Here is a 15,348-nt window from a genome sequence, read left to right on the forward strand (position 1 = left end):
TCGAACACTTGTTTGATGCTGTGCTATGATATGAGGTCACCGAAGCTGCGTTAGGAGAGGAGAAGCGGTGGCCGACCAGGACATTAAAATGCTCATCGAGCGCATTATGGCCGAGGCCCGGACCCATCAGTCAGCCCGCTTCTCAAATGAGATCTACGCAGACGAGCCGATTCTCAAGACCGGCCGGCAGATGCAGAACTTCCTCCCCGACCAGTACCGCAAGATGCGTGAGATATCGCGTTGGCAAGACGACCCCAAGGGCGGCGCGGGTCGCTGGCTTTCGGAAGCCGAGCTTTTCTACCGCCAAGGCCTGCTGATGGCCGACTTTGAGGACGACTGCCCCTACAACGGTACGTTCAAGTCGTACTTTCCCACCTACAACGCCATGAGCGATCGGCAGCTGCGCGGCTATTTTACCTGGCGTGCCCAAGTGCGCCGCGGAACCGTCGAGGAAACGTCTACGTCCTTTGCCTTTCTGTATCTCTATGAGCTGATTTGCGGCATTGGCGTAGATAATCCACTCGATGGTTTTAACAAGATCAAGGCTTTTTGGGATGTCTATCGCGCCTTCGAGCCCGGCATCGACCGGTTTGCGCGCGTGTGGCTGCAAGATTACGCCGTGTTCCACGGGCTCGACCCCAAGCTGCTTCGCGACTCTAAAACCGTCATATTCGATAACGCCCTTATCGAGCTGCGGCGCGCGGCACGAGACCTTGTACCAGCACCGTCCGGCCAGACCCCTAAGCGTCGCAAAACCTCCGAGCCCACGCTCCCCCTTCCGCCCGATGAGGTGCGCGAGGAGCGACTCATGGCCGCCATCAACGCCCTCTCCACGTACAACCTAAGTAGCTCGCGGCTCGACCGCAGCCACCACCGCGATCTGCGCCACGTGGCGTGCGCCGTGTATGTCCGCATGGCGCGCTACTATGACACGCACCGAAAGACCGGCATCGTGGCAAGTTTATTTGGGGAGGAGACGGCAATGCCCTACACCATGTTTGCCTCGGCCGTATTCTTTGCGCCCGAGCGCCACGAGGACTGCGAATACCGTCTGGACCCCATCCATATCTACCGTTGCCAAAACGGCTTTTGGGAATGCATGCGTATCCACGGTAGTAGGCAAAAGAGCAGCAAGCTCGGTGAAATGATGCGCGCCTGCGACCAACGCCTGCGCCTGGCGCTGGACCCTGCCCATCCCCTTAAGGAAGAAAAGGTCCCCAAATATCTGGCCAAGATTATCGATGACGAGATTGTGGCATGGCTTTCGTGGGACGCCGCACACCAGCCCGTCAAGATCGATATCGATCTGAGTCAGCTGGGGCATATTCGGAGCGCCGCCGCACAAACGCGCGAGGCGCTTTTGATTGACGAGGAACGCGAGGACGGCGCGTCCGCAGAAGCCGAGGCAGCGGACTCAGGGCAACCGGAAGCCGAGCCCGTAGCCGACGCGATGGTCGAGGCGGTCGCGGCGGCTGCAGGGCAGGACGAGTCCGACGAGCCGACCATATCCACCGAACAGTTTGGTGTCGTGGCACCGCTTCTCGCGCCGACGCCCGCGTTCGCAGCTGCTACGCCCGCTGACGCCACAAACGAACTCGCGCCCGCCGCAGACGCCTATCTCCGCGCGCTGCTCGAGCACAACGCAGTACAGGCGGAATCGGCGGTAGTGCAATCGGAGCAGAGCGAGGACATGCTCGTCGATACCATCAACGAGGCGCTCTTTGACCTGGTGGGCGACACCGTAATTGAATTTAGCGCGGCAGGGCCGCAGATTATCGAGGACTACGAAGCAGACGTGAGAGGATACCTAGACCATGAGTGATACCGCATCCGCAGCACCTCGCGTGCCCAAGCGCGTCGCTGCCGTCATTCTCAACTCGCTCAAGGGCGGTGTGGTCCCGCGCATCGGCCTTCCTTACATCACCGTAGGGCGCGAGGTCGAGATCCGCGCCCTGCTCACCGATCTGAGTCTCATCGCCGACGGTGGCGCGAGCTTCCGCTTTCTGGTCGGTCGTTACGGCGCCGGCAAGAGCTTTTTGCTCCAGACTATCCGCACGCACGCCATGGGCGAGGGATTCGTCGTCGCTGATGCCGACCTGTCGCCCGAGCGCCGCCTGCAGGGCGGTCAGGGACAGGGCCTTGCCACCTACCGCGAGCTCATCCGCAATATATCGACCAAGACGCGCCCCGAGGGCGGTGCGCTCAACCTTATTCTGGATCGCTGGGTCGCCTCGTGTGCCGACGTCGACGAGTCGATCGTCAATGCCCAACTGGCCCCGCTCGAGGAGATGGTCCACGGCTTCGACTTCACCCGCATGCTCCGCCGCTATCGCATGGCCGCATCCGGGGGCGACGAAGAGGCCATGAGCCGCGTGACCAAATGGATTCGCGGCGAATACCGCACCAAGAGCGAGGCACGCGCCGAGCTGGGCTCCTCGACCATCATCAGCGATGACGACTGGTACGACTACGCTAAGCTCATTGCGCGCTTTTTGGTCTGCAGCGGCTACAAGGGCATGCTGGTGCTCATCGACGAACTCGTGAATCTGTATAAGATTCCCAACGCCATCACGCGCCAATACAACTACGAGAAGATCCTGACCATGTACAACGACACGCTCCAAGGCAAGGCGCAGTACCTGGGCATGATCATGGGCGGCACGCCAACCTCCATCGAAGACCGCCGCCGCGGCGTGTTCTCCTACGAGGCCCTGCGCAGCCGACTCGCTCAGGGCCGCTTTGCGCGCGAAGACCTTAAGGACATGCTCGCGCCCATCATCCGCCTGCAGCCACTCACCTACGAGGAGCTGCTGGTGCTCATCGAAAAGCTCATGCAAATTCACGCCGGCTACTTTGGCTGGACGCCCACGCTTACCGAGAACGACTTGGTGGACTTCCTCAAGATCGAGTTCGGTCGCGTGGGAGCCGACACGCATCTGACGCCGCGTGAAGTCATTCGTGACTTTATCGAGCTGCTCGACATCCTATGCCAAAACCCCGACGCCAACGTGGCCGAGCTGCTGCAAAGCGTCGGCGGCGACGCGTTGGCGCCGGCAACCGCAACAGGCGACACCGATACCGCAGGCGGCGACCGTAACTTCGCCGAATTCACCATCTAACCTGCCAATAAGGGACAGGTTTATTTTGGCAGGTTTTATCTGGGCAAACGTTGAGACTGTAATGCAGCAAGCCGTTGTCGGCAGCGTTGAGAAATTCGTTTTTGAGAGGAGGCCCCGTGAACGCCTTTGACCGCTACGCCCCGTTTATCCAAGACTTCATCTACTCCCACGATTGGGAGAGCCTGCGCTCCATCCAGGTTGCGGCGGCAGATGCCATCTTTAACACGCAAGATAATGTGCTCTTGACGGCATCCACGGCATCTGGCAAAACTGAGGCGGCCTTCTTTCCCATCCTGACCGAGTTTTGGGAGAATCCGCCCGCGAGCGTGGGCGCCCTCTACATCGGCCCCCTCAAAGCGCTCATCAATGATCAGTTCGTCCGCCTCAACGACCTCTGCGAAGAGGCCGATATCCCTGTCTGGCACTGGCATGGCGATGTCTCGCAATCACACAAGGCCAAACTCATCAAAAAACCGAGCGGCATCCTACAGATTACGCCCGAGTCGCTCGAGGCGCTCCTGATCCATAAGCACATGGCGATCCCGCGCATGTTTTGCGACCTGCGCTATGTGGTTATCGACGAAGTCCATTCGCTCATGCGCGGCGACCGCGGCGGGCAGACGCTCTGTCTTATCGAGCGCCTCTCGCGCATGGCAGGCGTGCAGCCCCGCCGCATTGGCCTTTCGGCCACCATCGGCGACCCCGAGCGCACGGGCGCCTTTCTCTCGCAGGGAACGGGGCGCGACTGCGTTATCCCCCGCTTTGAGGGACCGCGCCGCGTGTGGCGCATCTCCATGGAGCACTTCTACAACTCGGGCCCCCAGGCTCAGCAGCGAGGATTCGAGAGCGCAGGTCCACAAGAAGCCGAGGTGCTTGCTTGCGAGCGTATTGAGACGGCGGCGCCCGCGGCGCTGCCCGCATCCGGACAAGACATGTGCCACAGCGGACAGCTTACACAGGAAGAACACCGTCAACGTCGTGAGCAGGCGCGGGACAAGGCCGCTCCCAAAGACCGTCGCACTTCCTCGGCCCCCGAGGGCGAAGTCGACATCCCGCGAGCGACCGAGCAGGCGCTTCTCAACCCCACCGACACGGCGCCCGACAACGCCGACCCCGGCATGGGCTATATCTTTGAGCATACGCGCGGCCGCAAATGCCTGGTCTTTGCCAACTCGCGCGAGGAGGCAGAGGCCGTGTGCTCCATGCTGCGCAGCTACTGCGAGAGCCGGCACGAGCCCGACCGTTTTCTCATCCATCACGGCAATCTTTCGGCATCGCTACGCGAGACGGCCGAGGAGCTCATGCGCGACGAGGAGCAGACGCAGACAACCGTCACCACCTCTACGTTGGAGCTCGGTATCGATATCGGCCGCCTGGAGCGCGCCTTCCAGATTGACGCGCCGTTTACCGTCAGCTCCTTTTTGCAGCGCATGGGGCGCACAGGCCGTCGCGATCTTCCGCCCGAGATGTGGTTTGTCATGCGCGAGGAAGAGCCCGAGCCGCGCACGATGATGCCCGAAACCATTCCCTGGAAGCTCCTGCAGGGTATCGCGCTCGTACAACTCTATCGCGAGGAAAAGTGGGTCGAGCCACCCGAGCTCGATCGTCTCCCCTACAGCCTGCTCTATCACCAGACTATGTCGACCCTCGCCAGCACCGGCGAGCTCACGCCGGCCGAACTTGCCCAGCGCGTGCTCACGCTCAGCTATTTCCACCGTGTCTCGGCAGACGATTACCGTGTGCTGCTACGTCACCTCATTAAGATCGACCATATCCAGGTCACCGAAGGTGGCGGGCTCATCGTGGGTCTCGCGGGCGAGCGCATCATCAACAACTTTAAGTTCTACGCCGTGTTCCAGGAAAACGAGGAGTTTACCGTCCGGAGCGAATCTGCTGAGCTGGGCACGATCGTTAATCCGCCCCCGCCCGGTGAGCGCATCGCCATCGCCGGACACTGCTGGATTGTCGAGGAAGTGGACTGGAAGCGCCACACTGTCTTTGCCACGCAGGTCAAGGGCCGGGTGCCGGCCTACTTTGGCGACTGCCCCGGCGACATTAACACGCATGTGCTCGAGCGTATGCGCCAAGCGCTCACTGAGCACGCAGTATATCCGTACCTTATGGGTAACGCACGGGCTCGCTTGGCGCAGGCTCGTCATACCGCCGAGATTTCGGGCGCGGGAACTAAGCCGCTCATCAACCTGGGTGGCGACACCTGGGTGCTCTTCCCCTGGTTGGGCAGCTACGCCTTCCTAGCACTCGAGCGCATGCTTAAAATCAAATGCGCCGCTGAGCTGGGCCTTCGCGGACTCGACCCGTCACGCCCGTACTTTATGCAGTTTAAGATGAAGGCCGACGAGGAGACGTTCTTTGAGGTGCTCGCCGCCGAGGCCGAAAAGGACTTCGATCCCATCGAGCTCGTCTATCCTGGCGAGGTGCCTTACTTTGACCGCTACGACGAGTTTGTTCCCGAAGAGCTCGTGCGCAAGGGCTTTGCCGAAGGCGTGCTCGACATAGAGGGCATGAAGCAGCGCGTTCACGGCTGGCGCGACCACGCCTAAGACCAGTCTTTTTTGGGACGGGGAGACTTACTTGTCGTGAAGGACGGTGCCGAGGAAGTCGGTGTCGAAGGGCACGGCTTCGGCAAAGGCGTAGTCGCCGTCGCTGGCGATGAGCAGGTAGTTTTCCTCGCCGCTGAACTTCGCATCGCCACATGGGACCACCCAGGCGTGGACGAATACCTCGAGTGCCGTGGCAGCGCAGTCGCGAAGGAACGTCACATCGCTCCCCTCGTTTGCGCTCACGATATTGGCCACGTAGATACCCCCGGGGTTCAGGCTGCCCCGCACCAGGCGCAGCGCCTCAACGGTCGCCAGCTCGCGCACGGGCTCGGCACCGCCAAAGCAGTCGCTCACAACGACGTCGTAGCGACGATGGCCCACGCTCGTCACACCCAGATACGAGCGAGCCTCGGCGGTAATCACCCGCAGGCGATCGCCCACCGCGTGCTCCAGTTCATCCAGATAGAACCAACGGCGCGCCAAGCGCGTTATCTCTCCGTCATACTCGATGACGTCCATGCGCAGGCCCTCGTGCGACATCAGCGCAAACTTGGGATAGGCAAACCCGCCGCCGCCCAGCATAAGCATGCGGTCGATACCATGCCCGTAAGCATCACGCATTGCGTCCTCAGCCTCAAACACATCGTCAAATGCACGATAGTACGCAAAGACTGGCTCCGCCCAACGATCGCCAACATAGCTCGCGCTTTGGTAGACGCCGCCCTGTACGAGCACGCGGACCTCGTCACCGCTCTCGTCGTGCACACGCTTCACACGTGCCAACCCGTTGCGGGTCCTCGCGACCTGCAGACAGGCAGCACGAACAGCGACAGCGGCCGCACCAAGCGCCGCGGCTCCCAGAGCAACGCCGGCAACGACGCCGGCAGAAACACTCGGCTTGTTCATCTAGAGCTCCTTTTGCAGATAAAGGCCATGGTCATAAAATCCAAGATGGCGATAGTACTCGCGCGTACCGATCGCGCTGATCACGTTGATGTGCGTATACCCCGCATCCCGAGCAATCTGGCACGCACGCTCCACGAGCAGACGCCCCAGGCCGTGATGCTGAGCCGCCTGGCCCTGATCGCCCACACGTGCCGCCATACCATAAACGTGCACCTCGCGAATCATCGCCTCCTCCGGCCCCGTCGGCAGCTCGTCCGCGTGCGCGGCAACAAACGAACGGTCGGGCAGCGACAGGCGCAAAAAGCCGGCGATCTTGCCTTCGGGCGTCACCCACTGCAAAAAGCGTTCGCGCGTCACCGGCGTCTCGTACGCCACCTCCTCGTCAAGGATCAGCTCATCCAAGTCGGCACCCGCCGTGCTGATCTCGCGATAGCGAATCTCACGCACCGTCGCGCCTTCTCCACGAGCCGACAAGCGGTTCTCGACGAGCTGACGTAGGTTGGGCTTCTTGTTGCCCACCATGATGTCGTCGGAGCTAAAGTCGCGAATCATGCGACTGATGCGGCAGAACGCCGGCGTCACCACGATGTCGTCGGCCAACACATCGAGCAGCTCGTCCTCGGTATAGGGGCGCCACTCGCCACGCTCGTAACAGCCCACCAGACGCGAGCCCTCGATGAGCGCACACGGGTAGACTTTGACCTCGTCGGGCATAAAGGCCCCCTCGGTCATAAAGCGCTCGTAGTCGCGCTTGTCCCCCTCGGGTGTGGCGCCCAGCAAGTTGAGCATAAAATGCGCATGGATCTTAAAGCCAAACAGGCGCGCAAGCGAAAACGCCCGCTCAATCTGCGCCACCGAAATGCGACGCTCGTTGACATCGAGTAGATGCTGGTCAAGGCTTTGGATGCCCATCTGTATCTTGGTGCAGCCCAGGCGGCGGATGAGCATGAGGGCCTGCGGCGTTACAGCATCGGGGCGCGTCTCGATAACGAGCCCCACCACGCGATGCTTCGCCGTCTCGTTGATGCGCTGCTGGCGCTCGAGCTCCTCCATCGTTGCCGTCTGCCACTCGGTGACCTCGCCCCACGGCGTACCGGGGCCGTACAGACGACGCACCGCGCGGTTATAGCCGCCCACGGCAGCATCCACACGCTCCTGCTCGTCGGCAACGCCGGCAGCGAGCTTGGCCTCGTCTGTCGCAATGCCGGCAGCCCGATAGCACTCGCGGCGCTCTGTTACCACCGGCGGCAGGGCATCGGCGGGAGCGTCATCGAGCAGGCGCCCCGCCTCGGCACGGCTGATGCCCGGACGCGCCAACATGGGGTTTGCCGCCACGCCGGCGACGGCATCGTCATTGAGCGCACGGAAAAGCTCGGACATAAACCACGTCTGATACCCTTGCGGATAGTCGCTCCAGGTGCCACCGAGCACGATAAGCTCGATCTTGTCGGTCGCATGCCCCATCTGCGAAAGTGCGGTCAGGCGAGCGCTCACCTGCAAATACGGGTCAAAGCAGTTTTGCTCCGCACGGGCGCATGCCGGCTCGGCATGCAGATAGCTTTTGGGCATGCGCAGATCGTTGGGGCAAAACAGGCAATCGCCCGAACAGGGCCACGGCTTGGCGATGACGGTAATGGTCGCCACGCCCGAAGCCGTGCGGCGCGGCTTCATGCGCAGCACCTGCAGCAGCTGACGCTCCAGCTCGGCATCGACATTCCATCCAGCCCAACGAGCCGGCTTCTCACGTTTAACCCGCTGGTAGAACGGCAGCAGACGGCGCTTGGCCAGATCTCGTTTGTCGGCACCCTCACGGCGCGCCTCGGCATGTATCAGTTTGACGAGCGCCTTGTCGTCCACGGTCTCACCGCGACGCAGAGCCTCGAGTATGTTCAAAATAATCTGTTCCATGCCCCCATTGTAAAGGCAAAGGCGCCGGAGCCAGTCACGGCCCCGACGCCTCCATCAAAGAGCATGCCTATATGCACCGATCTCCGAAAACCGCATGTCACTCCGGATCGAACGACATGTCGCCCGAACCGACCTTAAAACGATACGTGGCAGACTTATCACCGTTGTCGAATTCAAGATTCAATATGGTCTCGCCATCGTAGCCAAGCGGAAGGAAACCGCTCTCGAAGTCGCCGCTGCCCACGGTGAGGCTCGCCGTAAAGCCCGTAGAGTTCGGAACCGTTATCTCCACATCGCCCGAGTCCACGCTTACGTCCATCGACTTCGCGGGGGCCTGGTAGAGCTCGAACGTCACATCGCCCGAACCGACCTCAGCACTGAGCGCATCAGTCACGCTGCCCGTAAACTCTACATCTCCCGCACCCAGGAAAAGGTCAAGACCATCACAGATGACACCGGCAATCTGCAGATCACCCGAGCCCACGTGTGCGTTGATCCCCTTCAGATGTTCGGCAACACGGCGTGGCAGCTCAACCGTAACCGAGCGGTCAATTGCCTTACCGTCATCACTTCCAGATCGGGAAACCTTGAGCGTCGAGTCCTCAACGGATGCGATGTTTTGCGTCGCGGCCTTGGAGGCATCCACGCCCTTGGCAACGCGTCCCCGCTCGATAACACGGACCTTGTTGTCATCAACAACCTTGACGTCCACCGTAGCCGCGGCGATATCGAAATCGAGGTAGCGAAATTGATCGGCATCAAAGGTCGCACTCGAAAGCTGCTGAGGCTGAGCGGAATATTTACCGCCATCGTTCATAAAATCGTCGTCGTCAACCACATCGTCCATACTGGACAAGCCGGATACAACATCGTCGAGATCCCACGGACCATCAAAATGAATCAATGTCCGCGAAATGCCAAAGACAAGCCCGATGATGAGCACAAACGCTCCGACGCCAACGCCCAAGCGCACCTTGGATTCATGCGAAAGCTTCATCATTCATCACCCTCTTTGGAAATCGGCTCGGCGGTGGCCGCGGTGGCCACGTCAGCGTCAACCGCAGCGGAAACATTCTGAGCCCTAGCTGCCACCGACGCCGAACCAACCTGAATATCCCCGCGCGCCCAATCACCATCGAGTGCACGCGCCACCCAGTGATAGATGGGAATCGTAAAGAAGATCAGCGCGGCAAAGGGGCCGGCACCAAACGGGAACATCAGCAAAAAGAACAGCAGCCAACACACAGCCCAATACGGGAACGACTGGAACGGACCTTTCACCGGAGTCGGATTGACCGCACCGGCGTTCGTCGCTTGCGCCGTCGCGGCGTTAGCCGCCTGCGCGCTCCAGCTTGCCGCCTGCGCCGCCTTGGCTGCCGCGTCACTTGCCTGCGTTGCCGCCTCGGTGGCGCGTGCCGCCGCCTCATGGGTACGTGCACGCTCTGCCGCCTCGGCCTCGCGCTGACGGGCGCGGTCCTCGTTCTCAAACTCGATATCGTCCTCGATCTCATCGCTCGGATTGAGTAGCTCGTCCAGGCTCACACCATAGAGGTTGGCGAGCGAGATCAGGTTCTCGGTATCAGGCGAGCTCTCCGCACGCTCCCATTTACTGACCGCCTGGCGCGACAGCCCCAGCTTTCGCGCCAGCCCTTCTTGGCTAAAGCCTTTGCTGCGGCGAAGGTCGGCAAGCCGCTGTGCAGTTTCTACATTCATGGTTCCTCCTATGTGATGCCAGCCGTGCCGCCGGACCGTTTTTGTTCTTAAGGCGCCTTGCACAGTTAAAAATCTATCCGCCACCGCCAAAAGCATGCCACCTATTCTAGTGAGATTTTTGACAACCGGCGGTTGCGGGCACATATGAGCTGCGGAAATGTGTCCAAACAAAGCAATGACCCGCGGCTCAGTTGTCCCCGCTGCGGCGTTAACGGTAGTATGGTCGTACTGTTTATTCCGCACCGCCAACGGAGGGAGTTCCGCGCCGTGAACCGCGATTTCGCCTCATCGCTCATCCAGCTCAACAATACGTTCTATCGCGAGCACTCCGCCTCCTTTTCCGATACGCGCCAGGCCCCGTGGCCCGGCTGGGTGCGCACCATGGACATCGCGCTCGAGCAGCTCGATGCGGCCACGATCGAGCATCCCGTCCGCGTCTTCGACCTTGCCTGCGGCAATATGCGATTCGAGAACTTTGCCGCCGGCGGGGCACTTGCCGCCAAGGGCGTCGACGGCGCAAACCCCTCGGCAGATGCCAGCTGCCCGTTTGAGTTCTATGGTGTCGACTCGTGCCAAGATCTGGCAATAGACGCCCACGGCCACGCCCTGCGCATTCCCAACCTGCACTTCCAGGAACTCGATGCGCTCGACGCCCTCATGAAGCTCAACCCCGCCGAGACGCCCGATGTGCTTTTCGATGCCCCGCTCGCCGATATCTCGGTGTGCTTTGGCTTTATGCACCACGTGCCGTCGTGCGAATACCGTGTGCGTGTGCTCGACGCCCTGGTGCGCCAGACACGCCCGGGTGGCATCATCGCCATCAGCTTTTGGGAGTTTATGAACGACGAGCGTATGGCACGCAAGGCCGTTCGAGCCGAAGCCCGCGCCGAGCTCACCCCACCGTTTGAGGGTTACGATTCCGCGCAGTTTGAAGCCGGCGACCACCTCATTGGCTGGCAAAACGACCGCCACGCCTACCGCTATTGCCATCACTTTGACGATCAGCAGATCACCGACCTGGTGCGCGGCGTCCGCACGTTCTACAAGAGCGGCGAGGTCCCCGTGCGTGAGCTTGAGCGCTTCCATGCCGACGGTCGCAGCGGCGAGCTCAACCGCTATGTGATTCTCAAGCGTCTGTAGGCACCGACGACTCGCCGCCGAGCCGCACCGCAGCGTTCGGGCAAACTATGCCCATCTTTTTCCAACCCATTGACGGAACGCGCCTGCAATGTGTTCCATACGTATGACCAAGGAGCCCTCATGGGAGCCGTCCACGTTCGCACGCCTAAGAATTTTGTGCTCGAGGAGCGCCTGGAGCGCTACACCGATGCGATTGAGACGAACCCCGAGGCATATGCCGGAGATTGGCGCGAGGCCTGTGCGCCCGCAGGCAGCAAGCCCTTCGAACACCTTCACCTGGATCTGGGCTGTGGCAAGGGAACGTACCTTGTAGAGCGCGCTCGCCGTGAGCCCAACACGCTCTTTATCGGCATGGACCAGGAACCCATCTGCATCGCCTATGCCGCACAGAAAATCTGCGAGCAGAAACTGACCAACGCACTCGTCCTGCCCCGAGGCGCCGCATCACTGCCGCAGCTGTTTGCCGCAGGCGAGCTCGATGCCATCACCATCAACTTTCCCACGCCGCAGCCCAAGGCCAAGTACGCCAAAAAGCGGCTCGTCCATGTCGACCATCTGATGCTCTACCGCCCGCTCTTTGCAGCCGGCGCCACCGTCACGCTGCGCACCGACAGCAAGCCGCTGCGCGACTACGCCTTGGGGCAGTTTGCTGCGGCCGGCTATGACACGCTTTGGGTAAGCGACGACGTCCGCCGCGACCATCCCGAGCACCCCGAGACCGAATACGAGCGCCGCACGCGCGAGATGGGTGCCGTCGTCTATGGCATTTGCGCCACACCCGGCGCACATCCCAGTGACGATGTGCTCACGGCGGGTCACATGCAGGAGCAAAGTCTTGCCTGCTACCTGCCCGATAACCTCGATGAGCTCACCTATGTGCCTCTGGGCATGGAAGAAGCCGTCGAGAACTTTAAAAACCGCGCCCGCAAGGGCAAGAAGCGCTTACCGCAGGAGTCCTAGGGGCTTCTGATGGTCGCGGCATCGGCAAACAAGCGCAAATAAGCGCCAGCGAACGGTCCTCAAACCTAAGTGAGTAGACTATTTAGCAATAGCCAAGCACAACCCGCATAGCGAAAACTAAAACCGCAGGTAGAGCCCTTGCGCAAAAGCCATGTGCTCGCGATATCGCAAAAAGTCTACTCACTTAGCTGGCTACTGCACCAAACGGCTGGGCAGAACGCCCATTTCCTGCATTTTCCCGCGCGCTAGCACCCCGCGCCGCCGCTACGCCATAATGGATGGCGGACAAACGCGAGAGAAAGCAACCACATGGCACAGACCACGACAGATACCGCCGCCAGCACCGTCTCCGGCGCCGGCGCTGCCAGCTCATTCTCGGGCGGCACGGGAACCGAGGCAGAGTTCGGCTCGCTCGGCGCGCTCTCCCCCGCTTGGTGGGAGCCCGAGGATGGCAGCGAGCCCGAACCATGGCTCACGCCCGACCAGGCTTTCGAGCGCTTCTTTGAATGGACGAGCGATCGCGGTATTGAGCTGTGGGACCACCAAGAAGAGTCCCTCATGGACCTGGCTGCCGGCGATCACGTCATTTTAGGCACACCGACCGGATCGGGCAAATCGCTCGTCGCGCTGGGCATGCTCTTTATGGGCATGGCGCAGGGCAAGCGCTGCTATTACACGGCCCCCATCAAGGCCTTGGTCAGCGAAAAGTTCTTCGACCTGGTACAGGTGCTCGGCCGCGATAACGTCGGTATGATCACCGGCGACACGCATATCAATACCAAAGCGCCCGTCATCTGCTGCACGGCAGAGATCCTTGCTAACGACGCACTGCGCGAGGGCGAAGATGCCGATGTGGGCTGCGTCGCCATGGACGAGTTCCACTACTTTGCCGACCCCGATCGCGGTTGGGCCTGGCAGGTACCGCTGCTCACCCTGCCTCACACACAATTCATGCTCATGAGCGCCACGCTCGGCGATGTCACCGCGATCGCCGCCTCACTCGAGGAGCACACCGGCGCCGCGTGCGATCTGGTCGTCGATGCCCCACGCCCCGTGCCGCTGAGCTACGACTACGTGACGACCTCGCTCGAGGGCACCGTCGAGCTCGCAATGCGCCGCGGCGAGGCCCCGCTCTACATCGTGCACTTTAGCCAGGACGCCGCACTTGCGACGGCGCAATCCCTCGCCAACTTTGGTATTGCCAGCAAGGAGCAGCGCGAGGCCATCAAGGAGGCGGCCAAGGGCACGAGCTTCTCGACGGCCTTTGGCAAGATTCTTAAGCGCTTGCTCGGATGCGGCGTCGGCGTGCACCATGCTGGCATGTTGCCGCGCTATCGTCTGCTGGTCGAGCGCTTGGCACAACAGGGCCTGTTGCCCGTCATCTGCGGCACCGATACGCTCGGCGTCGGCATCAACGTGCCCATCCATACCGTGGTGCTCACCGCGCTCACCAAGTTCGACGGCTACAAGATGCGTCGTCTGCGCGCCCGCGAGTTTCATCAGATTGCCGGTCGCGCCGGCCGCTCGGGCTTCGATACCGAGGGCATGGTGATTGCCGAGGCACCCGAGCACGAGATCGAGAATGCCAAGCTCATGGCCAAGGCGGGCGACGACCCCAAGAAGCTCCGCAAGATTAAAAAGAAGAAGGCCCCCGAGGGCTTTGTCACCTGGAACAAGCAGACCTTTGAGCGCCTGATCGAGACGCAGCCCGAAACGCTCAAGCCGCGCCTTCGCATCACACACTCCATGGTGATTAGCGTGGTCGAACAGGGCGGCGATGCCCGCGCCCGCGTGCACGACCTCATCGAGACAAGCCTGCAGACCCCCGAGGAAAAGTCCAAGCTCGAGGTTCGCGCCGATGAGATTTTCGCCACGCTCATCGATTCCGGCGTCGTCGTGCGCACCGAGGTGCCGCCCGCGCCCGACGCCCCGACCGACGCCGCATCAGACATCGACTATGCGCTGACGGTCGATCTGCCCGAGGACTTCGCGCTCGATCAGCCGCTCTCGCCGTTCTTGCTCGCCGCGTTGGAGCTGCTCGATCCCGAGAGCGAGACCTATACCATGGATTTAATCTCAATGGTCGAGGCGACGCTCGAAGATCCCAAGCAAGTGCTGCGTGCGCAGGAGCGTGCCGCACGCGATCGAGCTATGGCCGAGATGAAGGCCGACGGCATCGAGTATGAGGAGCGTCTGGAGCGCATTCAAGACGTCACGTACGAAAAACCGCTCGAGGATTTGCTCGACGCCGCCTTTGACAAGTACTGCCAGGAAGTACCCTGGGCCAACGACTACCAGCTCTCGCCCAAGAGTGTCCTGCGCGACATGCTGGAAAGCGCGAGTGACTTTAAGGGTTACATTCAAAAGCTCGGCATCGCCCGCTCCGAGGGCATTTTGCTGCGTTACCTGGCAGAGGCCTACCGTTCGCTCGACCGCACCGTGCCCATCGAGAAGCGCGACGAGCGTCTGCGCGACATTATCTCGTGGCTCGGCTTTGTGGTGCGCTCGGTGGACTCGAGCCTGGTGGACGAGTGGGAGAACGCCGGCAACCCGGCAGCCCTCGATGCTGCGCCGCCGCAGGGCATCGACGAGGTCGTGGCGGACCGCCGCGGCTGCACGCTGTTGGTGCGCAACGCGCTCTTCCGCCGCGTGACCCTTGCCGCCCGCGAGCACGTTCGCGACCTGGGCGAGCTCGACGACGACTGGGGCATGAGCGAGATCCGCTGGCAAAAAGCACTCGACGCTTACCACGAGCAGCACGAGGAAATCCTCACCGACGGAGATGCCCGCAGCGCCGCGATGTTCTCCATCGACGAGTCCGACGAGAAGACCGCGCACGTATGGCACGTGCACCAGATCTTTGCCGACGAGGATGGCGACCACGACTTTGGCATCATGGGCGATGTCGATCTGGACGCCACGCAAGACGGCGGCGAGGTCATCTTCAAGAATTACCGCGTCGGCTTTATCGAGGACCTGCTCGAGGACTAGCCGGGCGCAATGGGACGAAACGAAGCGGGGCCGCTGGCAACATCGCCAGC

10 protein-coding genes are annotated in these 15,348 nt (G+C 61.5%); 6 read left to right on the top strand and 4 right to left on the bottom strand.

What is annotated here, in order from left to right:
• Positions 1-67: 67 nt before the first annotated feature.
• The 3 genes from DXC79_RS05965 to DXC79_RS05975 all read left to right on the top strand — a co-directional run bounded on the left by DXC79_RS05965 (position 68) and on the right by DXC79_RS05975 (position 5,680).
• Positions 68-1,822 carry a TerB N-terminal domain-containing protein gene (locus tag DXC79_RS05965; RefSeq protein WP_233503024.1) on the top strand — a complete coding sequence of 585 codons (1,755 nt, stop codon included), beginning with the start codon at positions 68-70 and terminating at the stop codon, positions 1,820-1,822.
• A complete protein-coding gene (locus DXC79_RS05970; protein ID WP_117635490.1) occupies positions 1,815-3,119 on the top strand; it encodes an ATP-binding protein in 1,305 nt (434 codons plus the stop codon). Before DXC79_RS05965 ends, DXC79_RS05970 begins: the two co-directional genes overlap by 8 nt.
• A 116-nt stretch (positions 3,120-3,235) precedes the next feature.
• Positions 3,236-5,680 carry a DEAD/DEAH box helicase gene (locus DXC79_RS05975; protein WP_117635491.1) on the top strand — a complete coding sequence of 815 codons (2,445 nt, stop codon included), beginning with the start codon at positions 3,236-3,238 and terminating at the stop codon, positions 5,678-5,680.
• Between the two features lie 27 nt (positions 5,681-5,707).
• On the opposite strand, the gene DXC79_RS05980 is transcribed toward DXC79_RS05975, so the two are convergent.
• The 4 genes from DXC79_RS05980 to DXC79_RS05995 form a co-directional block, all read right to left on the bottom strand.
• On the bottom strand, positions 5,708-6,586 hold the full coding sequence (locus tag DXC79_RS05980) for a spermidine synthase (protein WP_117635492.1): 879 nt from the start codon (positions 6,584-6,586) through the stop codon (positions 5,708-5,710).
• Positions 6,587-8,494: an elongator complex protein 3 gene (locus DXC79_RS05985; RefSeq protein ID WP_117635493.1), complete on the bottom strand. Its 1,908-nt coding sequence runs from the start codon at positions 8,492-8,494 to the stop codon at positions 6,587-6,589.
• A gap of 97 nt (positions 8,495-8,591) precedes the next feature.
• A complete protein-coding gene (locus DXC79_RS05990; protein ID WP_158550977.1) occupies positions 8,592-9,491 on the bottom strand; it encodes a DUF4097 family beta strand repeat-containing protein in 900 nt (299 codons plus the stop codon).
• Positions 9,491-10,207 carry a helix-turn-helix domain-containing protein gene (locus tag DXC79_RS05995; protein WP_117635495.1) on the bottom strand — a complete coding sequence of 239 codons (717 nt, stop codon included), beginning with the start codon at positions 10,205-10,207 and terminating at the stop codon, positions 9,491-9,493. Before DXC79_RS05995 ends, DXC79_RS05990 begins: the two co-directional genes overlap by 1 nt.
• A 267-nt stretch (positions 10,208-10,474) precedes the next feature.
• On the opposite strand from DXC79_RS05995, the gene DXC79_RS06000 reads away from it, so the two are divergent.
• The 3 genes from DXC79_RS06000 (at position 10,475) to DXC79_RS06010 (ending at position 15,298) form a co-directional block, all read left to right on the top strand.
• The gene (locus tag DXC79_RS06000; protein WP_117635496.1) at positions 10,475-11,347 is read left to right on the top strand and encodes a class I SAM-dependent methyltransferase; all 873 of its coding nucleotides are present in this window, start codon (positions 10,475-10,477) and stop codon (positions 11,345-11,347) included.
• 120 nt (positions 11,348-11,467) lie between these two features.
• Positions 11,468-12,307: a tRNA (guanosine(46)-N(7))-methyltransferase TrmB gene (locus DXC79_RS06005; protein WP_117635497.1), complete on the top strand. Its 840-nt coding sequence runs from the start codon at positions 11,468-11,470 to the stop codon at positions 12,305-12,307.
• A 309-nt stretch (positions 12,308-12,616) separates the two neighbouring features.
• A complete protein-coding gene (locus DXC79_RS06010) occupies positions 12,617-15,298 on the top strand; it encodes an RNA helicase (protein ID WP_117635498.1) in 2,682 nt (893 codons plus the stop codon).
• Positions 15,299-15,348 lie beyond the last annotated feature (50 nt).

The organism is Collinsella sp. TF08-11AT, from assembly GCF_003437035.1.
Taxonomy (GTDB): Bacteria; Actinomycetota; Coriobacteriia; order Coriobacteriales; family Coriobacteriaceae; genus Collinsella.

Excerpts from the sequence above, each read along its gene's own strand:
- DXC79_RS06010 (WP_117635498.1), top strand. The coding sequence starts at position 12,617 with ATGGCACAGACCACGACAGATACCGCCGCCAGCACCGTCTCCGGCGCC.
- DXC79_RS05970 (WP_117635490.1), top strand. The coding sequence starts at position 1,815 with ATGAGTGATACCGCATCCGCAGCACCTCGCGTGCCCAAGCGCGTCGCT.
- DXC79_RS05980 (WP_117635492.1), bottom strand. The coding sequence starts at position 6,586 with ATGAACAAGCCGAGTGTTTCTGCCGGCGTCGTTGCCGGCGTTGCTCTG.
- DXC79_RS05990 (WP_158550977.1), bottom strand. The coding sequence starts at position 9,491 with ATGAAGCTTTCGCATGAATCCAAGGTGCGCTTGGGCGTTGGCGTCGGA.
- DXC79_RS06005 (WP_117635497.1), top strand. The coding sequence starts at position 11,468 with ATGGGAGCCGTCCACGTTCGCACGCCTAAGAATTTTGTGCTCGAGGAG.
- DXC79_RS05985 (WP_117635493.1), bottom strand. The coding sequence starts at position 8,494 with ATGGAACAGATTATTTTGAACATACTCGAGGCTCTGCGTCGCGGTGAG.
- DXC79_RS05995 (WP_117635495.1), bottom strand. The coding sequence starts at position 10,207 with ATGAATGTAGAAACTGCACAGCGGCTTGCCGACCTTCGCCGCAGCAAA.